The 24,864-nt window shown below is 49.9% G+C and carries 25 protein-coding genes and 3 pseudogenes; 8 read left to right on the top strand and 20 right to left on the bottom strand.

Going from position 1 to position 24,864, the window contains the following annotated elements; all coding sequences use genetic code 11:
- Entirely contained in the window at positions 1–1,104 is a 1,104-nt protein-coding gene (proB, locus tag D9738_RS14135) for a glutamate 5-kinase (protein WP_001285288.1), read from the bottom strand.
- Positions 1,105–1,391: 287 nt separating this feature from the next.
- On the opposite strand from proB, the gene phoE reads away from it, so the two are divergent.
- A complete protein-coding gene (gene phoE / locus D9738_RS14130) occupies positions 1,392–2,447 on the top strand; it encodes a phosphoporin PhoE (protein ID WP_130260466.1) in 1,056 nt (351 codons plus the stop codon).
- A 100-nt stretch (positions 2,448–2,547) separates the two neighbouring features.
- On the opposite strand, the gene crl is transcribed toward phoE, so the two are convergent.
- The 3 genes from crl to gpt all read right to left on the bottom strand — a co-directional run bounded on the left by crl (position 2,548) and on the right by gpt (position 4,802).
- Positions 2,548–2,949, bottom strand: a complete 402-nt coding sequence (crl, locus tag D9738_RS14125; protein WP_130209675.1) for a sigma factor-binding protein Crl — start codon at positions 2,947–2,949, stop codon at positions 2,548–2,550.
- A 57-nt stretch (positions 2,950–3,006) separates the two neighbouring features.
- Complete coding sequence (gene frsA, locus D9738_RS14120) at positions 3,007–4,251, bottom strand: esterase FrsA (protein WP_130260465.1); 1,245 nt, start codon at positions 4,249–4,251, stop codon at positions 3,007–3,009.
- A gap of 92 nt (positions 4,252–4,343) precedes the next feature.
- Positions 4,344–4,802, bottom strand: a complete 459-nt coding sequence (gene gpt / locus D9738_RS14115; protein ID WP_001291990.1) for a xanthine phosphoribosyltransferase — start codon at positions 4,800–4,802, stop codon at positions 4,344–4,346.
- A gap of 260 nt (positions 4,803–5,062) precedes the next feature.
- Between gpt and pepD the strand changes: the two genes are divergently transcribed.
- On the top strand, positions 5,063–6,520 hold the full coding sequence (gene pepD / locus D9738_RS14110; RefSeq protein ID WP_130209679.1) for a cytosol nonspecific dipeptidase: 1,458 nt from the start codon (positions 5,063–5,065) through the stop codon (positions 6,518–6,520).
- A gap of 56 nt (positions 6,521–6,576) precedes the next feature.
- Here pepD and prfH read toward each other — a convergent pair whose 3' ends face one another.
- From prfH to lafU, 6 genes are all read right to left on the bottom strand, one after another.
- Positions 6,577–7,191, bottom strand: coding sequence for a peptide chain release factor H (prfH, locus tag D9738_RS14105; protein ID WP_130260464.1), 615 nt, complete (start codon positions 7,189–7,191; stop codon positions 6,577–6,579).
- On the bottom strand, positions 7,188–8,327 hold the full coding sequence (locus D9738_RS14100) for an RNA ligase RtcB family protein (protein ID WP_165383336.1): 1,140 nt from the start codon (positions 8,325–8,327) through the stop codon (positions 7,188–7,190). The genes prfH and D9738_RS14100 overlap by 4 nt, the downstream gene beginning before the upstream one ends.
- Positions 8,328–8,572: 245 nt before the next feature.
- Entirely contained in the window at positions 8,573–9,025 is a 453-nt protein-coding gene (locus D9738_RS14095) for a GNAT family N-acetyltransferase (protein WP_130209683.1), read from the bottom strand.
- Between the two features lie 31 nt (positions 9,026–9,056).
- Positions 9,057–9,350, bottom strand: a complete 294-nt coding sequence (yafN, locus tag D9738_RS14090; RefSeq protein WP_089560176.1) for a type I toxin-antitoxin system antitoxin YafN — start codon at positions 9,348–9,350, stop codon at positions 9,057–9,059.
- 51 nt (positions 9,351–9,401) lie between these two features.
- A complete protein-coding gene (gene dinB / locus D9738_RS14085; RefSeq protein ID WP_130209685.1) occupies positions 9,402–10,457 on the bottom strand; it encodes a DNA polymerase IV in 1,056 nt (351 codons plus the stop codon).
- A 70-nt stretch (positions 10,458–10,527) separates the two neighbouring features.
- Positions 10,528–11,313, bottom strand: coding sequence for a putative lateral flagellar export/assembly protein LafU (gene lafU / locus D9738_RS14080; protein WP_165383296.1), 786 nt, complete (start codon positions 11,311–11,313; stop codon positions 10,528–10,530).
- Here lafU and D9738_RS14075 point away from each other — a divergent pair.
- The 3 genes and pseudogenes from D9738_RS14075 to D9738_RS14065 form a co-directional block, all read left to right on the top strand.
- Positions 11,285–12,997 (top strand): annotated as a pseudogene (locus tag D9738_RS14075) (flagellar biosynthesis protein FlhA); the annotation flags it as partial. The gene lafU and the pseudogene D9738_RS14075 overlap by 29 nt on opposite strands.
- Positions 12,998–13,101: 104 nt before the next feature.
- Entirely contained in the window at positions 13,102–13,380 is a 279-nt protein-coding gene (locus D9738_RS14070; RefSeq protein WP_130209691.1) for a type II toxin-antitoxin system HicA family toxin, read from the top strand.
- Positions 13,373–13,729, top strand: a complete 357-nt coding sequence (locus D9738_RS14065; RefSeq protein ID WP_130209693.1) for a type II toxin-antitoxin system HicB family antitoxin — start codon at positions 13,373–13,375, stop codon at positions 13,727–13,729. Before D9738_RS14070 ends, D9738_RS14065 begins: the two co-directional genes overlap by 8 nt.
- Before the next feature lie 56 nt (positions 13,730–13,785).
- On the opposite strand, the gene D9738_RS14060 is transcribed toward D9738_RS14065, so the two are convergent.
- Positions 13,786–14,535 (bottom strand): C40 family peptidase, encoded by a 750-nt coding sequence (locus D9738_RS14060; RefSeq protein WP_130260461.1) that lies wholly within the window; start codon positions 14,533–14,535, stop codon positions 13,786–13,788.
- A 311-nt stretch (positions 14,536–14,846) separates the two neighbouring features.
- Between D9738_RS14060 and dpaA the strand changes: the two genes are divergently transcribed.
- The gene (dpaA, locus tag D9738_RS14055; RefSeq protein WP_001225679.1) at positions 14,847–15,587 is read left to right on the top strand and encodes a peptidoglycan meso-diaminopimelic acid protein amidase; all 741 of its coding nucleotides are present in this window, start codon (positions 14,847–14,849) and stop codon (positions 15,585–15,587) included.
- Here dpaA and D9738_RS14050 read toward each other — a convergent pair.
- Entirely contained in the window at positions 15,558–16,325 is a 768-nt protein-coding gene (locus D9738_RS14050) for a class II glutamine amidotransferase (protein WP_000333380.1), read from the bottom strand. The two genes, dpaA and D9738_RS14050, sit on opposite strands and share 30 nt — an antisense overlap.
- 205 nt (positions 16,326–16,530) lie before the next feature.
- Positions 16,531–17,109, bottom strand: coding sequence for a D-sedoheptulose 7-phosphate isomerase (gene lpcA, locus D9738_RS14045; RefSeq protein WP_000284050.1), 579 nt, complete (start codon positions 17,107–17,109; stop codon positions 16,531–16,533).
- 239 nt (positions 17,110–17,348) lie between these two features.
- Here lpcA and fadE point away from each other — a divergent pair, with 239 nt between their 5' ends.
- A complete protein-coding gene (fadE, locus tag D9738_RS14040; RefSeq protein WP_105278660.1) occupies positions 17,349–19,793 on the top strand; it encodes an acyl-CoA dehydrogenase FadE in 2,445 nt (814 codons plus the stop codon).
- 42 nt (positions 19,794–19,835) lie between these two features.
- On the opposite strand, the gene ivy is transcribed toward fadE, so the two are convergent.
- Complete coding sequence (ivy, locus tag D9738_RS14035) at positions 19,836–20,282, bottom strand: Ivy family C-type lysozyme inhibitor (RefSeq protein WP_205712859.1); 447 nt, start codon at positions 20,280–20,282, stop codon at positions 19,836–19,838.
- A 180-nt stretch (positions 20,283–20,462) separates the two neighbouring features.
- Here ivy and yafV point away from each other — a divergent pair, with 180 nt between their 5' ends.
- Positions 20,463–21,233: a 2-oxoglutaramate amidase gene (yafV, locus tag D9738_RS14030; RefSeq protein WP_130260460.1), complete on the top strand. Its 771-nt coding sequence runs from the start codon at positions 20,463–20,465 to the stop codon at positions 21,231–21,233.
- 53 nt (positions 21,234–21,286) lie between these two features.
- Here the strand turns inward: yafV and D9738_RS14025 are convergent.
- The 6 genes and pseudogenes from D9738_RS14025 to D9738_RS14000 form a co-directional block, all read right to left on the bottom strand.
- A pseudogene (locus tag D9738_RS14025) lies at positions 21,287–21,454 on the bottom strand (ISAs1 family transposase); the annotation flags it as partial.
- A gap of 34 nt (positions 21,455–21,488) precedes the next feature.
- Complete coding sequence (locus D9738_RS14020) at positions 21,489–22,697, bottom strand: IS256 family transposase (RefSeq protein ID WP_130260459.1); 1,209 nt, start codon at positions 22,695–22,697, stop codon at positions 21,489–21,491.
- A gap of 73 nt (positions 22,698–22,770) precedes the next feature.
- Positions 22,771–22,977, bottom strand: a pseudogene (locus tag D9738_RS14015) (transposase family protein); the annotation flags it as partial.
- A gap of 179 nt (positions 22,978–23,156) precedes the next feature.
- Complete coding sequence (locus D9738_RS14010) at positions 23,157–23,501, bottom strand: hypothetical protein (RefSeq protein WP_130260458.1); 345 nt, start codon at positions 23,499–23,501, stop codon at positions 23,157–23,159.
- Positions 23,502–23,527: 26 nt separating this feature from the next.
- Complete coding sequence (locus D9738_RS25120; protein ID WP_231239850.1) at positions 23,528–23,599, bottom strand: hypothetical protein; 72 nt, start codon at positions 23,597–23,599, stop codon at positions 23,528–23,530.
- Between the two features lie 62 nt (positions 23,600–23,661).
- A complete protein-coding gene (locus tag D9738_RS14000; RefSeq protein ID WP_130260457.1) occupies positions 23,662–24,798 on the bottom strand; it encodes an ISAs1 family transposase in 1,137 nt (378 codons plus the stop codon).
- Positions 24,799–24,864 lie beyond the last annotated feature (66 nt).

Genomic DNA, 24,864 nt, shown 5'->3' with positions numbered 1-24,864 from the left:
TTAACGGGTAATCATGTCATCACGGTGAACGGCTACCGGGCCGTATTCATATCCCAGTATTGCATCAATTTCTTGCGAGTGGTGTCCGGCAATGCGGCGCAATGCATCGCTATTATAGCGACTGACGCCGTGGGCAATATCACGACCTTCGAGGTTACAAATGCGGATCACTTCACCACGCGAGAAGTTGCCGGTTACGCTCTTAATGCCTTTCGGCAACAGGGAGCTGCCGCGTTCAAGAATGGCGGCGGTTGCCCCTTCATCTACCGTGATTTCACCCGCCGGTGGCGCACCGAAAATCCAGCGTTTACGGTTTTCAAGCGGAGTCGCCTGGGCATGGAACAGCGTACCGACGGAAATGCCTTCCATCACATCACCAATGACGCCCGGCTTGCTGCCCGCGGCAATAATGGTGTCGATACCCGCACGGCAAGCCACGTCAGCGGCTTGCAATTTAGTGCTCATGCCGCCGGTTCCAAGACCTGAAACGCTGTCACCGGCAATCGCGCGCAGTGCGTCATCAATGCCGTAAACATCTTTAATCAGTTCTGCCTGCGGATTGCTGCGCGGGTCAGCGGTATACAAACCTTTTTGATCGGTCAGCAGCAACAGTTTATCGGCACCCGCCAGAATCGCCGCCAGAGCAGAAAGGTTGTCGTTGTCACCAACTTTAATTTCTGCCGTAGCGACAGCATCGTTCTCATTAATTACTGGAACGATGTTGTTATCGAGCAGCGCACGCAGGGTGTCGCGGGCGTTCAGGAAGCGTTCACGGTCTTCCATATCAGCACGAGTCAGCAGCATCTGCCCGACGTGAATGCCATAAATCGAAAACAGCTGTTCCCACAGTTGAATCAGTCGACTCTGCCCTACCGCCGCCAGCAGTTGTTTTGAGGCAATAGTCGCTGGCAGTTCCGGGTAACCCAGGTGCTCACGTCCGGCGGCAATCGCGCCCGACGTCACAATGACTATCCGATGCCCGGCGGCATGTAACTGCGCGCACTGGCGAACAAGTTCAACGATATGGGCACGGTTCAGGCGGCGCGATCCACCTGTTAGCACACTGGTGCCGAGTTTTACCACCAGCGTCTGGCTGTCACTCATGATTCTCTGCCATTCAATTTTAGGAAAAATGATATCAAACGAACGTTTTAGCAGGACTGTCGTCGGTTGCCAACCATCTGCGAGCAAAGCATAGCGTTTTGTTGCGCGGGATCAGCAAGCGTAACGGCAGTTGTTTACGCTTTTATTACAGATTTAATAAATTAGCACATTTTAAGAATATTATTAAGCTGTAATATATCTTTAACAATCTCAGGTTAAAAACTTTCCTGTTTTCAACGGGACTCTCCCGCTGAATATTCGCGCGTAAATTAAAATCAGGAAAGAAAATGAAAAAGAGCACTCTGGCATTAGTGGTGATGGGTATTGTGGCATCTGCATCCGTACAGGCCGCAGAAGTATATAACAAAGACGGTAATAAACTGGATGTCTATGGCAAAGTTAAAGCCATGCATTATATGAGTGATAATGATAGTAAAGATGGCGACCAGAGTTATATCCGTTTTGGTTTTAAAGGCGAAACACAAATTAACGATCAACTGACTGGTTATGGGCGTTGGGAAGCAGAGTTTGCTGGTAATAAAGCAGAGAGCGATACCGCACAGCAAAAAACACGTCTCGCTTTTGCCGGATTGAAATATAAAGATTTGGGTTCTTTCGATTATGGTCGTAACCTGGGCGCGTTGTATGACGTGGAAGCCTGGACCGATATGTTCCCGGAATTTGGTGGCGACTCCTCCGCACAGACCGATAACTTTATGACCAAACGCGCCAGCGGGCTGGCGACTTATCGTAACACCGACTTTTTCGGCGTTATCGATGGCTTGAATTTAACCTTGCAATATCAAGGAAAAAACGAAGACCGCGATGTGAAAAAGCAGAATGGCGATGGCTTCGGCACCTCGTTAACCTATGACTTCGGCGGCAGCGATTTCGCCATCAGTGGGGCCTATACCAACTCAGATCGCACCAACGAGCAGAACCTGCAAAGCCGTGGCACAGGCAAGCGTGCAGAAGCATGGGCAACAGGTCTGAAATATGATGCTAATAATATTTATCTGGCAACTTTCTATTCTGAAACGCGCAAAATGACGCCAATCTCTGGCGGCTTTGCCAATAAGACGCAGAACTTTGAAGCGGTCGCACAATATCAATTCGACTTTGGTCTGCGTCCATCACTGGGTTACGTCTTATCGAAAGGGAAAGATATTGAAGGCATCGGCGATGAAGATCTGGTCAATTACATCGATGTCGGTGCTACGTATTATTTCAACAAAAATATGTCAGCGTTTGTTGATTATAAAATCAATCAGCTGGATAGCGATAATAAGCTGAATATCAACAATGATGATATTGTCGCGGTTGGCATGACCTATCAGTTTTAATGAATATTGCCGGATGCGGCGTGAACGCCTTATCCGGCCTACGAAAACCAATATTTCAGGCCGGAATAGATGCGTAAACATCACATTCGGCACATTTCATTCACGCCGTTAACTTCACCGGCTCGTCACGAAAATCATCCGCCGGTTCCAGTTTCAGATTCAACGTCACCAACAGTTCACGCAGCTTCTCGTGAAACTCACGCAAGGTATACTCCAGCCGCTCTACCACTTCGGCATCTTTTACCGGAACACTCGTCCAGTCGCCTGCTTTATCGAACAGACCAAACTGATAGCTGTATGTAAAACGGGATTCCTGCGCTTCCAGTTCCATCCACCAGCCCCAGAACTCACGCACTTCCGGCGCGGGTTTCACGTTGACGCATACAGCCAGACAATCGAAAAAGAATCGATTATCTTCGCACTTACCTTCACGAATATACGGGCCTAGTGCGGTAAATTTTTTGATCAATCTGCTTTTCGGGTGTCCACTCGGTAACGTCATTGCGATCTCCTGTTGTGATGCAACTGTTTTACCAAATTGACAAAATTTAGCAAATTTTTAACACAATCGCTTTTCGATCCAGTTGGTGATTTCCTGAAGCGCCTTGTCAAAATTCCGATACACGGGGTTAAGCGGAATCTCTAACAATTTACCATCCGCAGATGACGACGTGATTAAGCGTGAATCCTCTTCCGGGCTGAACGGATCGTTCTTCCAGTACCCTGATAACATTGGCGTTGGGCAACGACGTCCCAGCAATCCTTGCACTTTTAATGAATAGCGATTCAGCTCAACACGCAACGCTTCATCAGAAGCATCATGCATTCCCAGTCGGCTCGCCAGAACGTCAAGATACATTTCCGGCACTTGTTGCTGGCACTTAAAATCACTCAGCAAGGTGTGAACCACCGGGCCAAGACAGGCCACCGCTTTCAAACGTGATGCCTCGAGATAAGCCAGGCGTACAGCAACGTTAGCACCGAAACGAAAACCAAAGGCGGCAACGCGAGTGTGATCTACCCATGGAACGTTAGGCAGCACCTTTAAGACATGTTGGTGCAGCAGGCTGGAATCCTGGGTGAGTTTCCATTTTGAGGAAAAACCGACTGAAGGCATATCAATAGTCAGCATCGCAATGCCGCGCGGTGCAAAATAGCGCTCATAAAGGGAGTAATAGTCGGTTTGCATCGCATCCAGACCACCACACATTAATACTGTCGGGAATGGACCATCACCTTTTGGCATATGCAAAAAGCCAGTGATGGGCGCGCCCCCCGGAACGGTAAACTCCATTTGCCGCATTGTTCCAGGCAGACGTTGCGCAGCTTCTTCATACGCGCGATTTGACAACGCCTGTACCTGTTCAGCCAGATCATCGCCCTTCAAGTGCGGATAGGCGGCAATATTGTACAACGTAGCTGCGTGCAGCCAGTGACGCCCGCTGAGTTGCGGATCTTCTTCCGCACAGGCTTTCTGTTGCCACACCATCGCCTGGGTGGCCCACTCGTAAATCCAGTTGCCGCCACGGTAGCCAATCACCGTATCGTATAAATCATTGTCGGTGCGTTCAGCATCGCTCATCACAATGCGCGCCTGAACGTCGAGGATTTCACGCGGATCAACACCGCGCCAGATCCACATCAGGCGGTTAATCATGCGATACCAATGAGGAATATTTTTGCCATCGAGGGCCGACTGCACCGACGGTTGCGCACCGTGGTTAAAACGGCGGACTAGCGTCGAGGTTTCAGGATGTTTAAAGCGGGGTTTGAACAGGGTTTCGCTCAGGTTAGCCTGTGTCATGGATGCAACCTCCAGGAATACTTACTGGAAGCTATTGTAACCTGCCTGACGTTAAAAAGAACAACGCCCGGCAGTGCCAGGCGTTGAAAAGATTAGCGACCGGAGATTGGCGGGACGAATACGACGCCCATATCCCACGGTTGCTCAATCCAGGTATCTTGTGGGATATCAACCACATAATCATCAACCAGCGGGCGACCAGCCGGTTTCGCGAAGATAGTCACAAAGTGTGCTTTAGGATACATTTCACGAATCGCAACTGCAGTACCACCGGTATCTACCAGGTCATCAATGACGATAAAGCCTTCACCGTCACCTTCTGCGCGTTTCAGTACTTTCAGTTCGCGCTGGTTGTCGTGATCGTAGCTGGAAATACATACGGTATCGACATGACGAATACCCAGTTCACGCGCCAGTAACGCACCCGGTACCAGACCACCACGGCTTACGGCAATAATGCCTTTCCATTGTTCAGAAGGCATCAGTCGGCTTGCGAGTTTACGTGCATGGATCTGCAACATGTCCCAGGTGACGATGTATTTTTCGCTCATGTGAAGTGTCCCAGCCTGTTTATCTACGGCTTAAAAAGTGTTCGAGGGGAAAATAGGTTGCGCGAGATTATAGAGATCTGGCGCACTAAAAACCAGTATTTCACATAAGTCCGCGTCTTTTTACGCACTGCTACTACCTGTCGCTAGATAAAGTGGTATTCTCAAACATATCTCGCAAGCCTGACTTGTGCTGACAACATTTTCTGCTAACCCTGTGACCTGCAATACTGTTTTGCGGGTGATCGACAAGGAGACTTAACGTGTCTGAACTGTCTCAATTATCTCCACAGCCGCTGTGGGATATTTTTGCAAAAATCTGTTCTATTCCTCACCCGTCCTATCATGAAGAGCAACTCGCTGAATACATTGTAGGTTGGGCAAAAGAAAAAGGTTTCCACGTCGAACGCGATCAAGTGGGGAATATCCTGATTCGTAAACCTGCCACCGCAGGTATGGAAAACCGTAAACCGGTTGTCCTGCAGGCTCACCTCGATATGGTGCCGCAAAAAAACAACGACACCGTGCACGACTTCACCAAAGATCCTATCCAGCCTTATATTGATGGCGAATGGGTTAAAGCGCGCGGCACCACGCTGGGTGCAGATAACGGCATTGGTATGGCGTCTGCGCTGGCGGTTCTGGCTGACGAAAACGTGGTTCACGGCCCGCTGGAAGTGCTGCTTACTATGACCGAAGAAGCCGGTATGGACGGCGCATTCGGTTTACAAAGTAACTGGTTGCAGGCTGACATTTTGATTAACACCGACTCCGAAGAAGAAGGTGAAATCTACATGGGATGTGCGGGGGGTATCGACTTCACCTCCAACCTGCATTTAGATCGTGAAGCGGTTCCAGCTGGCTTTGAAACCTTCAAGTTAACCTTAAAAGGTCTGAAAGGCGGTCACTCCGGCGGTGAAATCCACGTTGGCCTGGGTAACGCGAACAAACTGCTGGTTCGCTTCCTGGCGGGTCATGCAGAAGAACTGGATCTGCGTCTTATTGATTTCAACGGCGGCACACTGCGTAACGCCATCCCGCGTGAAGCCTTTGCGACCATTGCTGTCGCAGCTGATAAAGTCGACGCACTGAAATCTCTGGTGAATACCTATCAGGACATCCTGAAAAACGAACTGGCAGAAAAAGAGAAGAATCTGGCCTTGTTGCTGGACTCTATAGCGAACGATAAAGCTGCCCTGATTGCGAAATCTCGCGATACCTTTATTCGTCTGCTGAACGCCACCCCGAACGGTGTGATTCGTAACTCCGATGTAGCCAAAGGCGTGGTTGAAACCTCCCTGAACGTCGGTGTGGTGACCATGACCGACAACAACGTAGAAATTCACTGCCTGATCCGTTCTCTGATCGACAGCGGTAAAGACTACGTGGTGAGCATGCTGGATTCGCTGGGTAAACTGGCAGGCGCGAAAACCGAAGCGAAAGGCGCATATCCTGGCTGGCAGCCGGACGCTAATTCTCCGGTGATGCATCTGGTACGTGAAACCTATCAGCGTCTGTTCAACAAGACGCCGAACATCCAGATTATCCATGCGGGCCTGGAATGTGGTCTGTTCAAAAAACCGTATCCGGAAATGGACATGGTTTCTATCGGGCCAACAATCACCGGTCCACACTCTCCGGATGAGCAAGTCCACATCGAAAGCGTAGGTCATTACTGGACACTGCTGACTGAACTGCTGAAAGAAATTCCGGCGAAGTAATTATTTGATTTGCTGCCGGATGGCGTTTAATCGCCTTCCGGCAGTTTCATCCTTCATTATCCTTCGATAAAAGCCATCCCTGTGAACGTTCGTCGCGGGTTGCCACGTTTAATCTGGTGATGGAACATTCGCCGCTGCGATTTCAGCACCGCGCTATTTTCCTGTTGCTGTTGTTCTAGCTTCCAGGCGATCAGCAATCGCGCCAGCCGTTTGTTCGCATGCTGGCTGCGCTCTGACTGAACCTTCACGCTAATCCCGGTAGCCAGATGCGTGGCGCGTACTGCCGAGTCGGTTTTATTGACATGTTGACCGCCCGGCCCCGACGAACGCAGTGTCTCATAACGGATTGCATCCGATTGTTCCTGCTCATCAGCGGTAAAACGCCCAATGCCCAGAAACCAGTTTTTGCGCCCATGATGAGGCCGATACGGACTCGGACAAATCCACTGAATAGTGCCGCACCAGCTTTCGCTTAATGCCCATGCGTTGTCACCATCAAGAGAAACCAGCGCCGAACGCAGCGTGTCAGAGTAGCGGCCCGTTTCTGTTTCCAGCACCGTTACCGCGACATCTTGTCGGGTAGCTTCTTTAATCAACCTGTCCAGCGCCTTTTTCACTGCGAGACAACATTCTTCCGGCCCCTGAGCTGAGGAGAGTTGTAGCAAGATCATCCTTTTTTCCCTCCACTGTTTTTGAGAGTTAACACCGGACGCAGCCGCGCGACAGGATTAATTAAACCGGCCTGCACCAGACATTGCACCACGCTTTCTGCCGATTTATAGGCTTGTGGCGCTTCTTCGAAGATGAGTTGTTTATCGCGACAAATTACCCGACTGCCAAGTTCAGTCCGCGAGAGTTGCGTCGCCGTGTATTTCGCTGCCAGACGCCCTTTACATTCGGTGCGCCCCCATTTACGCCCTGCCCCATGCGCCAGCGAGTGGAGCGTTTTTTCGTTCGCAACAGGCTGTACAAGCCAGGAGTAATCACCGCGTGAACCGGGAATAATCACCAGACCGTTGTCATCCGGCGTGGCACCTTTACGATGCAACCAGCCCTGTTGATCGCCGATTTGACAGGCGCTAACAAAGTTATGCGCCACATCCAGAACAGGACTTCCGGTGGCCTTAACCTGTTGCATTATGCGCAAAGCGATCATCTGGCGATTAATACGCGCAAACGCCAGCGCATCGTCATGTTCCGCAATGTACCGTAGCGCATCGTCACTGCCTTCAGGCAAACCATGATGCGAAAACGAGGCAATATGCCGCTGTAAAATAGACTGCCCCAAACCCCGCGAGCCGCTATGAACCAGCAGTTGCAGATGTTGTGCATCCAGACCTGCCAGTGCAAACAACTCAGCGTTGATGATTTGATCAACTTGTTGCAGTTCAGCGAAGTGGTTACCGCCACCGATAGAGCCAAGCGAGCTGCGCCACGGATGCTGTGCAAATGCTGACGGCAGGTTTTCCTCCAGCCAGCTTTCTTCAGCAACGTCATCCAAAGCTGATAATCGCTTTTCAAACTTATCGGCGTTGTATTTGCGAGCGAGAATATCTGTTTGCCATAGCGCCATGCCGCAGCCGATATCATTGCCGACCAGTGCCGGGTAAAAACGGCCTGCGGAGAAGAACGCTGCGCCAATCGGGTAACCGCGTCCGGGGTGTAAATCTGGCATCCCTACTACGCGCTGCATGTTGGGTAAATTTGCCGTGGTGTGTAATTGTTGGATCGCTAAACTCTCGATCCACAGGTCATCAGATGCGATGGTAAATACCGCATCGGATAAGGGACGAATATAATTGCCCATATACCATTCCGTAAATAGACTCGTCATACTTCAAGTTGCATGTGCTGCGACTCGAATTATTGAGAGTAACAATTAAAAAATCAGGAAATGGCAGACGAATCCAGGGCAAGAAAAAAAGGATTAATCCTGGAAAGGTCTGCAAAGAGTCATTGATAAAGGATTTGTCATGATTTACCTCCTTGCAGTTTGTGGAATAAGAAAACGCGCACATACTAGGCAGGCATTATTTTCATTGCAAGCTGGATTTAATGTTGCGGTTTATATCGCATATAAAAATTAGTAAACCACGCTCCCCGGCATTCAACGCGCTGCTGCTTAACTGTCTGAAAACCATAACGTTCAAAAAAGGGTTTTGCGGTTATGCTGGCGTCCACCGTAAGTTCAGATTCAGACTTAATCAAAGGTTTTAACAAAGCGCTGGCAACTCCACGGCGGGTGTATTCCGGGTCAACAAATAACATATCGATATAATGTTCAATGCGGGAAATAAAACCAACCGGTTGTGCATTAATGACGGCAACCCGCACTTGTGATTTCGCGAGTTTCTCCTTCCAGCGAGATTCGTCAATTTGCGCCCAGGCGGCAATTTGTTGTGGAGAATAATGCTGACTGGCGGTCATCGTAACCGCTCTAATGAAAATAGCGCATAGTTGCTGAAAATCGCCAGGCTGATAGTTTCTTATTTGTATGTTATTCATAATGTAAGTTTTGTTTTGAATACCCGCATCCTTATTCCTTAAAGTCATTTAAATCATCATCCGTCATATCATTAAGATATTGTTCAGCGCGGCGTGTAATTTCCTCTAATCTTGCAGCACTCGGACGGAAGCGCGCCTTTATGGGCTTTTTCTCCTCTTGTTCAGCAAGCATGTCCATTAACGCTTCGAATGCGCTGGCACTTAAGAGATATCCTGCGGGGCGATTATTAGAAAGAACCGCAACCGGTTGATCAATAAAGTATTTTGCTGGATTTTTACGTAACTCAGTGATATTGACCGATTTTTCAGCGAGAATTCGATGCATACAGTGTTCCACTCATAATAATGCACACTAGAATATACATAATAGTATACATTATAATCCCAACACCAGTTGTCTTTCCATTTGAGGGTCAAGCAACGTCACATGCAGCCCCACCAGCCGCACACCGCGCCCGCCGCGACGTTCATCCCAGGTTTTACGCGCGGTGGCGATTAAGTCAGCTTTATTCAGCCGCGGCCAGACATGCTCCTGGGTGGTTTGCTGAAAATCGTCGAACTTTAGTTTCACCCCCTGGCGAGCAATCAGTAAATCAGGTTTTACCTTTGCCAGACGGCGTTCAAGTTCCGGATACAGCCGCTCGATAATCGCTTCACATTCAGACCAGTGATGAATATCTTCCGCCATCGTGCGTTCCACGCCGACGGATTTTCGCAACCGTTCGCTGTTAACGTCGCGCTCGTCAATCCCCTGACTACGCTCCCACAAAATGCGGCCAAATTTGCCAAAGCGTTTAAGCAACGTCACCAAATCACACTTTTGCACATCACCGCAGGTTCGTAGCCCCATCGCTTCCAGCTTTGCTGCCGAGACTTTGCCAACACCGGGAATTTTTGCCAACGGTAAGGTTTGTAAAAATGCCGAAACTTCTGCCGGAGTAATCACAAACTGGCCGTTGGGTTTATTCATGTCGGAGGCGATTTTGGCGAGAAACTTAACTGGCGCAACGCCCGCAGACGCCGTCAGGTGCAGCTCGTTGAAAATCGTCTGGCGGATTTCCTGGGCGATGAGGGTCGCAGAACCATGGCAATGGACACTATCGGTGACGTCGAGATAAGCTTCATCCAGCGACAGTGGTTCAATGCGCGAAGTGTAACGCGAGAAAATTTCGCGGATATGATTCGAGGCTTCTTTGTAGGCGTCAAAGCGCCCCGGAAGCAAGGTGAGATGCGGGCATAATTTGAGCGCCATCCCTGTCGGCATAGCGCTGCGTACGCCGAATTTACGCGCGGGATAATTGGCGGTGCTGATCACCCCCCGACGTTCGCGGCTGCCGCCAATAGCAATAGGGATATCGCGCAGGGCGGGATTGTCGCGCATCTCCACCGCTGCGAAAAAGCAGTCCATATCCACATGAATGATTTTACGCATTGCTCACCTCTCAATACTGGTAAAGTATACAGTGATTTCAGGGTTTGAGAAATGCGTAAAGATTCACCGTTTAACGCGTTCGCTGCGAAAGCACCTGCTGCTTATCCAGCTTTTGCACCAGCGGCTGCACCACTTTATCCCCATGCTGACCAAAGTATTGATACAGCGTATCGGACGCACTTTTGGTCAGCACCATAATCTCAATGCGCCGATTACCCGCGCTTTGCGGATTTTTGGCGTCCAGCAGCATCTGGTCCGCCATTGCGCTCACCTGCATCACTTTATCTTCCGGCATTCCGGCCTCTTCCAGCACCCGACGAGCCGAAAGCGCGCGATCGCCCGAAAGGTTCCAGTTGTTGTAGATATTGTTTTTGTAGGCCATCGCATCGGTATGCCCGGTAATAATAATTTTGTTATCGAGCGAGTCGAACACTGGCGCGAGTTCCACCAGCAGCGTTTTAAAGAACGGCATAATCTTCGCGCTGCCACGTTCAAACATATTGCGGTTCTGGTCGTCTTTAATCAGCACGCGTAATCCCTGGGGAACAATCTCCATCTCCAGATTCGCTTCCATATGCGCATCACGGGCGATGGTGTTAATACTGGTTGCCAGCTCGCCAAGCTCAGTGGCGGATTTCTTCTTCAGCAGCGCCGTTTTCTCGTTAACGTCGCGCACTTTTTTCTCCGTCTCTTCCGGCACCGCCACGGTGGCAGGTTTTGGCGGATGAGACGGGCTAATTTTATTTAACGGCGACAGCCCGCCGCCATTGAAAATCGACTGCCCGTGCAGCGCGGCGATAATGCTTTCACGCTCGGATTTACTGACGCTGTTGACAATCAACTTTATCGTCGTCACCAAAGGGGCCGAGCGTATTTCCGAGGTTTCTGCCCGCTTTACCCTGGACGCGATGCCCGGCAAACAGATGGCGATTGACGCCGATCTTAACGCCGGGTTGATCAACCAGGCACAGGCGCAAACCCGGCGTAAAGATGTTGCCAGCGAGGCCGATTTCTACGGCGCAATGGACGGGGCATCGAAGTTTGTGCGCGGGGACGCCATCGCCGGGATGATGATTCTGGCGATCAACCTGATCGGCGGTGTCTGCATCGGGATCTTTAAATACAACCTGAGCGCCGATGCCGCCTTCCAGCAGTATGTGCTGATGACCATTGGTGACGGCCTGGTGGCGCAGATCCCTTCCCTGCTGCTCTCCACCGCGGCGGCGATAATCGTCACCCGCGTCAGCGACAACGGCGATATTGCCCATGACGTGCGCCACCAGCTGCTGGCAAGCCCGTCTGTGCTCTACACCGCCACCGGGATTATGTTTGTGCTGGCGGTGGTGCCGGGAATGCCGCACCTGCCGTTTTTGCTGTTCAGCGCTCTGCTGGGCTTTACCGGCTGGCGAATGAGCAAACGCCCGCAGGCGGCGGAGGCGGAAGAGAAAAGCCTCGAAACGCTGACCCGCACCATCACCGAAACCAGCGAGCAACAGGTCAGTTGGGAAACCATTCCGCTGATCGAGCCCATCAGTTTAAGCCTCGGCTACAAGCTGGTGGCGCTGGTGGATAAAGCGCAGGGTAACCCGCTCACCCAGCGGATTCGCGGCGTAAGGCAGGTGATATCCGACGGCAACGGCGTGCTGCTGCCGGAGATCCGCATTCGGGAAAACTTCCGCCTTAAGCCGAGCCAGTACGCTATTTTCATCAACGGCATTAAGGCTGATGAAGCGGATATTCCGGCGGATAAACTGATGGCCCTGCCCTCCAGCGAAACCTACGGTGAGATTGACGGCGTGCTGGGGAACGACCCGGCGTACGGGATGCCGGTCACCTGGATCCAGCCTGCGCAGAAAGCGAAGGCGCTGAATATGGGATATCAGGTGATCGACAGCGCCAGCGTGATTGCTACCCATGTGAATAAGATTGTGCGCAGCTATATTCCTGATTTGTTTAACTATGATGATATTACGCAGCTACATAACCGTTTGTCGTCGATGGCACCGCGCCTGGCGGAGGATTTAAGCGCGGCGCTCAATTACAGCCAGTTGCTAAAAGTGTATCGCGCGCTGCTGACCGAAGGCGTTTCCCTGCGCGATATCGTCACCATCGCCACCGTGCTGGTCGCCAGTAGTACGGTGACCAAAGATCATATTCTGCTGGCAGCTGATGTGCGCCTGGCGCTGCGGCGCAGCATTACTCATCCGTTCGTTCGCAAGCAGGAGCTGACGGTGTATACGCTGAATAATGAACTGGAAAATCTGCTGACCAACGTGGTGAATCAGGCGCAACAGGCCGGCAAAGTGATGCTTGATAGCGTGCCAGTGGACCCAAATATGCTCAACCAGTTCCAGAGCACGATGCCGCAGGTAAAAGAGCAGATGAAAGCGGCGGGGAAAGACCCGGTACTGTTGGTGCCGCCGCAGGTGCGACCTTTGCTGGCGCGCTATGCGAGATTGTTTGCGCCGGGGCTGCATGTGCTGTCGTATAACGAAGTGCCGGATGAGCTGGAGTTGAAGATTATGGGAGCGTTGAGTTGATTGGGGATTCTTTTCCATGCTTTGCACCATCTGACACCATTGATTGACGTCACACTGCAAACAGACTACGATGACACCATACAATGACGTCATGAATTGATAGTATGATTAAGGTCAGCGCGCTAGGCTCTCGTCATAGAAAAACATTCGACGATGTAATGACGGAGCCGCCAAAATCTGGAATTAAATGGGATGATGTTGTTGCACTCATTAAAGCGGTGGGTGGAACAATAAAAAATAACAATGGTTCCAGAAGGAAATTTCAGATTGGTACGACCAAATTCAGTACTCATGAGCCACATCCAAAGAATGTGATGGATAAAGGCGCAGTAACAGGTCTTAAGGAGTGGTTTGTTAACTGTGTAGGGGTAGATTATGAATAAAGCATCGAACATTATCACCATTAAAGGTCAACCAGCCGCAGTAACATTTGAAGCCGATATCAACGCATTTCGCGGCAAATTCCTCAATGTAAATGGTTATTGCGACTTTGTAGCGACAAGCATTGAGGCATTGTACCGGGAAGGTGAAAGTGCGCTGGATGAGTGGATGGCGGATTGTGAAGAGGACGGCATTGCCCCTTTTCGTGAAGAAGAAGAGCAAAAACGCCTGACGCTTCGTGTTCCTCATCACATCGATTCACGGCTGACCATTGTCGCCAGACAACATTCCATTTCAAAAAATCAGCTTATTGTTGATGTATTAGAACGTGAGTTTTCATCCCAGATGTAAACAGGTCGGATGCCATATGGCATCCGATTTTTTGCCTGATCGTCAGTATTCTCCATTTACAAAATCGTCTCTTCCGTCAAAATCCGCCGCGCGCCCAAAAAATGGTTCTGCCAGAAAGGTTCGGCTAACCGGCTTACCCGAATGGTTTCGCCGGTACGTGGCGACTCGATAAATTGCCCATCGCCCAGATACACGCCCATATGATCGGCTATCTCGCGGCTGTGGATATGGAAAAACAGCAAATCTCCCCGGCGCAAATCGTTGTTCGCCACAATCGTTGCCCGATGGTAGTGATACATCTCATTGGCCGTGCGCGGGAGTTTCGCCTCAAGGATCTTGTTGTAGGCATAAAAAACCAACCCGCTACAGTCGAAGCCTTGATCGGGCCGCGTGCCGCCCCAGACGTAAGGCTTGCCAATCTGCTGCTCAAGGCGGTGAATCGCCACTTCGGTGATGTTATGCAGGTGATCGCTGCTTAAAAAGTGGTTGTTTTCCGCCAGCGACTGCCAGCGTCGGTCGCTTAGCTTCAGCGGGCCTGGGAACCACTCCGGGTGCTGTTTTATCTGTTCACGGTTGTGCTGGCGCAGCGCCCTTCTGCTTTCGGCATTGCCTTCCACAATGTAGCCGGCCTGTTTTTTCAGATGTGCCTGGTACAATTTGAGTACCCGCGCACGGTTTTGCATCCGCTGGCGGGCGGCGTAGCTGAAAGAGATATGTGATGTGGTGGCGCTGGCAAGTAAAGGAAGCAAAAGGGACAAAGAAAACACGCCCAGGCGCAGCAATCTGTCGTGAGAGAACAAATACATGGAGGATATAAACCGGCTGAATGAAGATGAGAATATTAGAGGAAAGGAAGGAGAGGCGGGATTATTAATTGCTTATTTGCATATTACTATCGAGGTTTCATAACCTTAGGAAATAAGAAATAAACCGCTTTACATGCGCTTTTCGGACTTTTGAAAATCGCCACTTATGCTAAATTTGTAAACCCAGCGCCGACAGACTTGCGTAAAACTCTTTTGGTGATAATGTGAGCCTTCCAAATCCAGACTATTCCGATTTGGGATCTATTTTGCCGTCCTGGCGTGTGTAACCGTTTTATCAAGGAATAAGCAGTATGCGTAAAATCGCATTAATTCTTGCGATGTTGTTGATCCCGTGTGTTTCATTCGCCGGTTTGCTGGGCAGCAGTAGCTCTACCACGCCAGTGAGCAAAGAGTATAAGCAGCAGTTGATGGGATCCCCTGTCTACATTCAGATCTTCAAGGAAGAACGTACGCTCGATCTCTACGTCAAAATGGGCGAGCAATATCAACTGCTCGACAGTTATAAAATCTGTAAATATTCCGGCGGGTTAGGACCCAAACAGCGTCAGGGCGATTTTAAAAGTCCGGAAGGGTTTTATAGCGTTCAGCGTAATCAGTTAAAACCTGACAGCCGTTACTACAAAGCGATTAATATTGGTTTCCCCAATGCCTATGACCGTGCGCATGGTTATGAAGGGAAATACCTGATGATCCACGGCGATTGTGTTTCCATCGGCTGCTACGCAATGACCAATCAGGGTATTGATGAGATCTTCCAGTTCGTTACTGGCGCGCTGGTATTTGGTCAGCCGAGCGTGCAGGTGAGTATTTACCCGTTCCGCATGACCGACGCTAATATGAAGCGCCATAAATATTCCAACTTTAAGGACTTCTGGGAGCAACTGAAGCCAGGCTATGACTACTTTGAACAGACCCGTAAGCCACCGACCGTTTCTGTGGTCAATGGTCGTTACGTGGTCAGCAAGCCGTTGAGCCACGAAGTGGTGCAACCACAGCTGGCATCAAACTACACGCTCCCCGAGGCAAAATAAGCGCCATTCGCCTGGCATAATCTTTTGCCAGGTTTCATTGCCCGTCAGCGGCTGTGTCGCAATCACCGTGACCACATCATTCGGTGTGGTCTGCGAGCTGAAGTCGATTTCCACATCCTGATCCAGCAACGTTGCCACGCCAAACGGCGCGCGGCGGGTGATCCAGTGTAAATTAGTCGAGCAATACGCCATTACATAGCGCCCATCCGAAAGCAGCATGTTGAAAACGCCCTTCTGCCGCAGTTCGTCCGCCAGTGAGGCGATATATTTAAACACTGCTGCCATGTTGCCCGGCGTGCGCGGGTAACGCTGCGTTAATTTATGCAGCAGCCAGCAGAAGGCTTTTTCGCTGTCGGTTTCACCTACTGGGCGGAAGTTGCCAGTTTCCAGTGATTTGTAGCCCGTCAGTTGCCCGTTATGGGCATAAGTCCAGTTGCGTCCCCATAACTCGCGGGTAAACGGGTGAGTATTTTCCAGTGCCACCTCGCCCCGATTGGCCTGGCGAATATGAGCCACAACCGAACAGGATTTTATCGGATAGTCCTGGACCAGTTTGGCGATGGGGGAATTAAAGCTGGGTTGTGGATCTTTAAATGTGCGACAGCCTTTACCTTCGTAAAAGGTGATGCCCCAGCCATCTTTATGTGGCCCGGTTCCACCACCACGCTGCACAAGCCCGGTGAAACTAAAGCAGATATCGGTAGGGACGTTGGCGCTCATCCCGAGCAATTCGCACATCGGTAACCTCCACAACAGCGGGAGCACATGGCCCCCGGCGAAGATTGATTTAAGAATTTTCAGGTCGGATGCGGCGTAAACGCATTATTCGGCCTACGGTTCGGGTACAGATTTGTAGGCATGATAAGACGCGTCAGCGTCGCATCAGGCATCAGAGCACAAATGCCGGATGCGGCGTAAACGCCTTATCCGACCTACGCCAGACTTACTTAACCATCTCTTTTTCAATCAACTGGATCAGGATATGGATCACTTTAATGTGAATCTCCTGAATGCGGTCGGCATAACCAAAGTGCGGAACGCGAATTTCGATATCCGCCGTGCCAGCCATTTTACCGCCGTCTTTACCGGTCAGGGTGATCACTTTCATCCCCTTCTCACGCGCCGCCGCAATCGCTTTGATCACGTTTGCTGAGTTACCGGAGGTGGAGATCCCCAGCAGCACATCGCCTTCGCGTCCTACGGCTTCAACGTAGCGGGAGAAAATATCATTGAAACCAAAATCGTTACCGACGCAGGAAATATGACTAACGTCAGAAATGGCAATCGCCGGGTAGCCCGGACGGTTTTCACGGTAGCGACCGGTCAACTCTTCGGCAAAGTGCATGGCGTCGCAATGGGAGCCGCCGTTGCCACAGGAAAGCACCTTGCCACCGGCTTTAAAGCTGTCTGCTAACAGGACCGCCGCGCGCTGAATGGCGTGAATATTGGCGTCATCTTTTAAAAAGTTAGCCAGCGTTTCCGCCGCTTCGTTCAGTTCGTTACGAATAAGATCCTGGTACATGAGGATATCCTTCAGCATAAATGAATTAGACAAAATGCAGTGTACCGGATACCACCAAAAGCGAGAAGACCAGCGCGGTGGAATGACCAGGACTTTTTGACCCAAAGTGCGGATAAAAACAGCAACAATGTGAGCTTCGTTGTAATTATATTGTAAACACATTGCTAAATATTTTTACATCCACTACAACCATATCATCACAAGTGGTCGGACCTCCTACAAGTAAGGGGCTTTTCGTTATGATGATTTTGAGTATTCTCGCTACGGTTGTCCTGCTCGGCGCGTTGTTCTATCACCGCGTGAGCTTATTTATCAGCAGTCTGATTTTGCTCGCCTGGACAGCCGCCCTCGGCGTTGCTGGTCTGTGGTCGGCGTGGGTACTGGTGCCTCTGGCCATTATCCTTGTGCCGTTTAACTTTGCACCTATGCGTAAGTCGATGATTTCCGCGCCGGTATTTCGCGGTTTCCGTAAAGTGATGCCGCCAATGTCGCGCACTGAGAAAGAAGCGATCGACGCAGGCACCACATGGTGGGAAGGCGATTTGTTCCAGGGCAAGCCGGACTGGAAAAAGCTGCATAACTATCCGCAGCCGCGCCTGACTGCCGAAGAGCAAGCGTTTCTCGACGGCCCGGTAGAAGAAGCCTGCCGGATGGCGAATGATTTCCAGATTACCCATGAACTGGCGGATCTGCCGCCGGAGCTGTGGGCGTATCTGAAAGAGCATCGTTTCTTCGCGATGATCATCAAAAAAGAGTACGGCGGGCTGGAGTTCTCAGCTTATGCCCAGTCTCGCGTGCTGCAAAAACTCTCCGGCGTGAGCGGGATCCTGGCGATTACCGTCGGCGTGCCGAACTCATTAGGCCCGGGCGAGCTGCTGCAACATTACGGCACTGACGAGCAGAAAAATCACTATCTGCCGCGTCTGGCGCGTGGTCAGGAGATCCCTTGCTTTGCACTGACCAGCCCGGAAGCGGGTTCCGATGCGGGCGCGATTCCGGACACCGGGATTGTCTGCATGGGTGAGTGGCAGGGCCAGCAGGTGTTGGGGATGCGTCTGACCTGGAACAAACGCTACATTACGCTGGCCCCCATTGCGACCGTGCTTGGTCTGGCGTTTAAGCTCTCCGACCCGGAAAAACTGCTGGGTGGCGCAGAAGATTTAGGTATTACCTGTGCGCTGATCCCGACCACCACGCCGGGCGTGGAAATTGGTCGTCGCCACTTCCCGCTGAACGTACCGTTCCAGAACGGACCGACGCGCGGTAAAGATGTCTTCGTGCCGATCGACTACATTATCGGCGGGCCGAAAATGGCCGGGCAAGGCTGGCGGATGCTGGTGGAGTGTCTCTCGGTAGGCCGCGGCATCACCCTGCCTTCCAACTCAACCGGCGGCGTGAAATCGGTAGCGCTGGCAACGGGCGCGTATGCGCACATTCGCCGTCAGTTCAAAATCTCTATCGGTAAGATGGAAGGGATTGAAGAGCCGCTGGCGCGTATTGCCGGTAATGCTTACGTGATGGATGCTGCGGCATCGCTGATTACCTACGGCATTATGCTCGGTGAAAAACCTGCCGTGCTGTCGGCTATCGTCAAGTATCACTGTACCCACCGCGGGCAGCAGTCGATTATTGATGCGATGGATATTACCGGCGGTAAAGGCATTATGCTCGGGCAGAGCAACTTCCTGGCGCGAGCTTACCAGGGTGCACCGATTGCCATCACCGTTGAAGGGGCTAACATTCTGACCCGCAGCATGATGATCTTCGGTCAGGGGGCGATTCGTTGCCATCCGTACGTGCTGGAAGAGATGGAAGCAGCGAAGAACAATGACGTTAACGCGTTCGATAAACTGCTGTTCAAACATATCGGTCACGTCGGTAGCAACAAAGTTCGCAGCTTCTGGCTGGGCCTGACGCGCGGTTTAACCAGCAGCACGCCAACCGGCGATGCCACTAAACGCTACTATCAACACCTGAACCGCCTGAGCGCCAACCTCGCCCTGCTTTCTGATGTCTCGATGGCGGTGCTGGGCGGCAGCCTGAAACGTCGCGAACGTATCTCGGCACGTCTGGGTGATATTTTAAGTCAGCTTTACCTTGCCTCTGCCGTTCTGAAGCGTTATGACGATGAAGGCCGCAATGAAGCTGACCTGCCGCTGGTGCACTGGGGCGTACAGGATGCGCTGTATCAGGCTGAACAGGCGATGGATGATTTACTGCAAAACTTCCCGAACCGCGTGGTTGCCGGACTGCTGAATGTGGTGATCTTCCCGACCGGACGTCATTATCTGGCACCTTCTGACAAGCTGGATCATAAGGTGGCGAAGATTTTACAAGTGCCGAACGCCACCCGTTCCCGCATTGGGCGCGGTCAGTACCTGACGCCGAGCGAGCATAACCCGGTAGGTTTACTGGAAGAGGCGCTGGTGGATGTGATTGCCGCCGACCCGATTCATCAGCGGATCTGTAAAGAGCTGGGTAAAAACCTGCCGTTTACCCGTCTGGATGAACTGGCACACAACGCGCTGGCGAAGGGGCTGATTGATAAAGATGAAGCCGCCATTCTGGTGAAAGCGGAAGAAAGCCGTCTGCGCAGTATTAACGTTGATGACTTTGAGCCGGAAGAGCTGGCGACGAAGCCGGTAAAGTTACCGGAGAAAGTGCGGAAAGTTGAAGCCGCGTAATTGAATAACGGAGCCGAAAGGCTCCGTTTCTTTATCCGCTAATTATTTAAAATTAAAGCCATCCGGATGGTTTTCCAGGCTGCCGGTCAACGCCGCGAACAGCACCGTTTTACCATCAATCGAGAGTGCATCGTTCACATTCAGCCAGGTGAGTTTCTCTTGCGACGTTTTCTCGTCAATGGTCGAGAACAGCCCCGTCATCTGATTAGATTTCTCGGACCACATCACAGCGATACGTTGCGAGCCACAGTCATGCGGTTTGCACGCGCTCATCACCTGATACGTCTCATCTCCCAATGTCACGATTTGTGCGGGAGTATACGTACCGCCTTTCATCACCCAGGCAGGCAGCTTATGCCCTTGCACCATCTGAGTAAACGCAGCTTTGGTGGTTTCGCCCTTTGCCAGGCTGCTAATAGTTAAATCATCCTGCGCCATTGCACTGGTGGCGATGACCAGTGCGGCGATTGTCGTTATTGCCTTAAACATCATTCCTCCCGAGCTTATCCTGCCCATGTTATTAACCTCCTAAAGCCTGGCGATAACACGATAATTTGCAAATCAGATATTTCCAATATCAGCATTTGTTATCAATTTATTCCGCAGTAAGGTAATAGCCTGATAAGGTGTTAAAGTTATAAAACCCTTCGCATAAAGGAGTTGTACACCGTGCCAGGTTTGAAGATTACGCTTTTGCAGCAACCGTTGGTGTGGATGGATGGTCCTGCCAACCTGCGCCATTTTGATCGTCAACTGGAAGGTATTACCGGGCGCGATGTGATCGTTCTACCGGAGATGTTTACCAGCGGCTTTGCCATGGAAGCGGCAGCTTCGTCGCTAGCACAAGATGACGTAGTGAACTGGATGACAGCCAAAGCGCAGCAGTGCAATACGCTAATTGCAGGCAGTGTTGCATTACAAACGGAGTCTGGTTCGGTTAACCGCTTTTTGCTGGTTGAGCCGGGCGGCACGGTACATTTTTATGATAAGCGTCATCTGTTCCGAATGGCAGATGAGCATCTGCATTATAAAGCGGGCAATGCGCGAGTGATTGTGGAATGGCGCGGCTGGCGTATTTTGCCGCTGGTGTGCTACGACCTGCGCTTTCCAGTGTGGTCGCGCAATCTCAACGATTATGACCTCGCCCTGTACGTCGCCAACTGGCCTGCTCCGCGCTCTCTGCACTGGCAGGCATTGCTGACGGCCCGCGCGATTGAGAATCAGGCGTATGTGGCGGGATGCAATCGCGTCGGCAGCGATGGCAACGGCTGCCATTATCGCGGTGACAGCCGGGTGATTAATCCACAAGGCGAGATTATCGCTACTGCCGACGCGCATCAGGCAACGCGCATTGATGCGGAGCTGTCGATGATGGCATTGCGGGAATATAGAGAAAAGTTTCCGGCATGGCGTGATGCGGATGAGTTTAGGTTGTGGTGAGTGGGGGTTGTGTTTAGGGCCGGGAGCTGGGCTAGATTACGAAAGCCCGCTCTCCTGCGATGACTTTTATCATAGGAGTGTGGAAGTGCTTTTCCATCAATCGCGATGACGTCTTTGTCATCTGAAGAATGACATTCACACATCCGGTTAATAAAGCACTCATGAAATTTTGCAGGACTGATACAGGATACAACTCTGGCAAGGGTATCGTGAACAGGAATAGAGCCTGTACATCATTCTGTGTAAATGCCTTTCTCAGAAGTGACCGTCAAGGCGGTCACCGAACTCGATAATAAAGCGACTCATGGCTATCCGCCAGTCCTGAAGTGGCATCGTCCATTTCTGTGAGGCTGACTGGATAGCCAGCCACACCACTTTTTTCACCGATTCATCTGTCGGGAACACTTTCCGTTTCTTTATCGCATGTCTGATGACGCTATTCAGCGATTCGATTGCGTTAGTGGTGTAGATAACCTTGCGGATCGTCTCCGGGTACACGAAGAAGGTGGCAACATTCGGCCAGTTTTCCCGCCAGCTGCGACTTATCTGCGGGTACCGTGCATCCCATTCCTTCCCGAACGCATCCAGCGCCTGCAACGCGCCTTCTTCCGTGGCTGCGCGGTAAACCTGTTTCAGGTCACGGGTTACCGCTTTATAGTCTTTCCACGCCACGAACCGCAGGCTGTTGCGTACCATGTGTACTATGCACAACTGGATCTGCGTTTCCGGGTAGACGGCATTAATCGCTTCCGGGAAGCCTTTCAGGCCGTCCACACAGGCGATAAGGATATCGTTCAGGCCGCGATTTTTCAGTTCCGTCAGTACATTCAGCCAGAACTTTGCACCTTCATTTTCGGCCAGCCACATACCCAGCAGCTCTTTCTGACCATCAAGGTTAATACCCAGAGCCAGGAACACCGCTTTGTTGATAACCCGGCTGTCCTGCCGTACTTTCAGGACAATACAGTCAAGATAAACAATGGGATAAATCGCATCCAGAGGACGGTTTTGCCATTCTACAACCTGGTCGATTACGGCATCGGTGACTTTCGATATCAGCGCCGGAGAGACGTCTGCATCGTACATTTCTTTGAAGGCTGAGGTAATTTCGCGGGTAGTCATCCCTCTGGCATACAGCGCCAGGATCTGGTTGTCCATGCCGGTAATGCGGGTCTGATTTTTCTTCACCAGTTGTGGTTCGAAGGAACCATCGCGATCACGTGGAGTACGTAATTCCATCGGCCCGTCGGTAGTGGTGACGGTTTTCGTGGAATAGCCATTACGGGAGTTGGTTCCCGATTTGGGCTGATTTTTTTCATGTCCCAGATGGTGAGTCAGTTCAGCGTTGAGAGCAGCCTCAACACTGATTTTCTTGAGCAAGCGATCGAACTGACTGAGATCTTCAGGGGTTTTGAGATTTTTGGCCAGTTCGTTAGCCAGAGCCTGCAATTGTTTGTCGTCCATAATTTAACCTTCATTTGATGTTGAATTGAACATATCAAAATCAGGCAATTACACAAATCTATGTACAGGCTCCAGGAATACCATTTTCAAAATCACCATATCGCTTCAAAAAATCGAGATGCGTTTCTCCAAAATCCTCTATATCTTCCCATCCTTCTGCACCAAAAATAACAGCAAAAATAGTCAACAGAAGCATATCTGACAATTTGCGCTCCACTTTCCAGGCTTGTCTGTAATCGGGGATAATAGAAATATGTTCCATCAATTTTTTAAGTTCCATTTTGTTCTCCTTAATTATGTAAGGAGTATTTGATCATGTATAAGCAATGAAAAACAGCTTTAGGTAATAAGGAATGTCTCAATTATTGAACATAAAATGCGAATTATTCAGTACAAAAAGTGTACTTCTGATGATCTTTCCCTGGCTCTTCCCCTGATTCCTCCAGTCCTTTTATTTGGTTACTCTAATGGTTTTATTAATTGTAAACTTTTAAATGACATGCTTAATAAGCCATCAGAAAAATAAAGAAAAAATTTATATATCCTTTTGTTTTTTATTTTCTTTATATACCCATTACTTATATTACCTGACTTGTGATTATCGATTAACTCAGCAGAATCCATAGCGAACACTAAACCATCTATATCAGAAAATTCAACTATCATTTTTTCTCTAATGCTCTCATTTTTATAAATATCAATAAATAACGTCATGTTAAAATGAGATTCTTTGAATGTCGTTTTTACTTCTAACAAAACCCCATCATGCCAGTCAATTGAACTCACAATGTCAAAATCGCTCATTATATCATCTCCATTATCCGTTTTAATCATGGAGTAACAACGTTTGCAGGTATCGACCACCAAAGAGGTGGCGCAAGTGAAGGTATAAATCGAATCACTCTATATATAACATACCCTGCGCCAATTGTAGCACCAGTTGCAATAGCCGCACAGGGCAAGATTACGAAAGTCCGCTCCCCGCAAGGACTGACGCCAGATAGCTTCTGTCCATAGCTGCTTTTCGCATCTTACGTCTTAACCCTGCCTTGAATACCTTATCATTCGTCAAAATATTAATAGCGATGTGCCGTATCCCTGAAAATAATTCTGCTGCGTTTCCTCTTCTTATTTTGCAGTCGTCTTCATTCATTACCACGTCCAGACGCCAGTGCAGCTTATTCTCTACGTACCAGTGATTTCGGATCGCTGTGGCGAACTTCTCTGCGGTTAAATCAGCAGAACTGATATAATATCTGACCATCATTTCTGGCTCTTTCTTTTTTTCTGCTATTATTGACCGAAAGGAGACTGCCACGCATAATTTTTTCAGTCCTTTCCATTCAAAGGTGAAATCAATAAGTTCATCAGGGACATCGCAAACAATGTGAAGACGGATTTTTTCTCTGCCGTGACTCTTTTCACTAATTGCGTAACTGTCATGCTCTGGATTATTTAATTCTTTCAGCGGAAATTTTTCCTCAAAGGCTTTATTAAGCCGCCCCTGGTTTCCTTTTACAGCGAATAAATAATCACCTCCCTGTTTTTGTATCTTCTCTGCAATATCTTTCTGGCACCCCATCGCATCAGTTGTGATGATTCTTCCTTTAATATCCAACATGTTAAGAAGTTCAGGGATAGCTATAATCTCATTAGATTTCTCATCCGCCTTAATCTGTCCGATGACCAGACTGTGCATTGTTGAGAACGCACTAAGGACATGAATCGCTCCCTTGCGGCGACTCTTGTCATAAGAGTGCCGGAGCGTTTTTCCATCAATTGCAATGATGTCTTTATCATTTGAGGAATGGCAGTCACGCATCCTGTTAATAAAGCACTCATGAAATTTTGCAGGACTGATACAGGATACAACTCTGGCAATAGTATCGTGAACAGGAATACCATTTTCAAAATCACCATATTGCTTCAAAAAATCGAGATGTGTTTCCCAAAAATAATCTATATTTTCCCAACCTTCTGCACCAGAAATAACGGTACAAATAGTCAACGGTAGAATATCTGACAATTTATGCTCCACTTTCCAGGCTTGTCTGTAATCGGGGATAATAGAAATATGTCCCATCAATTTTTTAAGTTCAATTTTGTTCTCCTTAATTATGTAAGGAGTATTTGATCATGTATAAGCAATGAAAAACAGCTTTAGACA

This window comes from Escherichia sp. E10V5 (assembly GCF_004212315.1).
In the GTDB taxonomy this organism is placed as follows: domain Bacteria; phylum Pseudomonadota; class Gammaproteobacteria; order Enterobacterales; family Enterobacteriaceae; genus Escherichia.
The sequence above is the reverse complement of the archived record's forward strand: the minus strand, read 5'-3'. Positions and strand labels throughout refer to the sequence as shown.

Bases quoted from the DNA above. Each gene is read 5' to 3' on its own strand.
- proB (WP_001285288.1), bottom strand. From the start codon at position 1,104: ATGAGTGACAGCCAGACGCTGGTGGTAAAACTCGGCACCAGTGTGCTA.
- phoE (WP_130260466.1), top strand. From the start codon at position 1,392: ATGAAAAAGAGCACTCTGGCATTAGTGGTGATGGGTATTGTGGCATCT.
- crl (WP_130209675.1), bottom strand. From the start codon at position 2,949: ATGACGTTACCGAGTGGACACCCGAAAAGCAGATTGATCAAAAAATTT.
- frsA (WP_130260465.1), bottom strand. From the start codon at position 4,251: ATGACACAGGCTAACCTGAGCGAAACCCTGTTCAAACCCCGCTTTAAA.
- gpt (WP_001291990.1), bottom strand. From the start codon at position 4,802: ATGAGCGAAAAATACATCGTCACCTGGGACATGTTGCAGATCCATGCA.
- prfH (WP_130260464.1), bottom strand. From the start codon at position 7,191: ATGATCTTGCTACAACTCTCCTCAGCTCAGGGGCCGGAAGAATGTTGT.
- D9738_RS14100 (WP_165383336.1), bottom strand. From the start codon at position 8,327: ATGGGCAATTATATTCGTCCCTTATCCGATGCGGTATTTACCATCGCA.
- D9738_RS14095 (WP_130209683.1), bottom strand. From the start codon at position 9,025: ATGAATAACATACAAATAAGAAACTATCAGCCTGGCGATTTTCAGCAA.
- yafN (WP_089560176.1), bottom strand. From the start codon at position 9,350: ATGCATCGAATTCTCGCTGAAAAATCGGTCAATATCACTGAGTTACGT.
- dinB (WP_130209685.1), bottom strand. From the start codon at position 10,457: ATGCGTAAAATCATTCATGTGGATATGGACTGCTTTTTCGCAGCGGTG.
- D9738_RS14070 (WP_130209691.1), top strand. From the start codon at position 13,102: ATGATTAAGGTCAGCGCGCTAGGCTCTCGTCATAGAAAAACATTCGAC.
- D9738_RS14065 (WP_130209693.1), top strand. From the start codon at position 13,373: ATGAATAAAGCATCGAACATTATCACCATTAAAGGTCAACCAGCCGCA.
- D9738_RS14060 (WP_130260461.1), bottom strand. From the start codon at position 14,535: ATGTATTTGTTCTCTCACGACAGATTGCTGCGCCTGGGCGTGTTTTCT.
- dpaA (WP_001225679.1), top strand. From the start codon at position 14,847: ATGCGTAAAATCGCATTAATTCTTGCGATGTTGTTGATCCCGTGTGTT.
- D9738_RS14050 (WP_000333380.1), bottom strand. From the start codon at position 16,325: ATGTGCGAATTGCTCGGGATGAGCGCCAACGTCCCTACCGATATCTGC.
- lpcA (WP_000284050.1), bottom strand. From the start codon at position 17,109: ATGTACCAGGATCTTATTCGTAACGAACTGAACGAAGCGGCGGAAACG.
- fadE (WP_105278660.1), top strand. From the start codon at position 17,349: ATGATGATTTTGAGTATTCTCGCTACGGTTGTCCTGCTCGGCGCGTTG.
- ivy (WP_205712859.1), bottom strand. From the start codon at position 20,282: ATGTTTAAGGCAATAACGACAATCGCCGCACTGGTCATCGCCACCAGT.
- D9738_RS14020 (WP_130260459.1), bottom strand. From the start codon at position 22,697: ATGGACGACAAACAATTGCAGGCTCTGGCTAACGAACTGGCCAAAAAT.
- D9738_RS14010 (WP_130260458.1), bottom strand. From the start codon at position 23,501: ATGAGCGATTTTGACATTGTGAGTTCAATTGACTGGCATGATGGGGTT.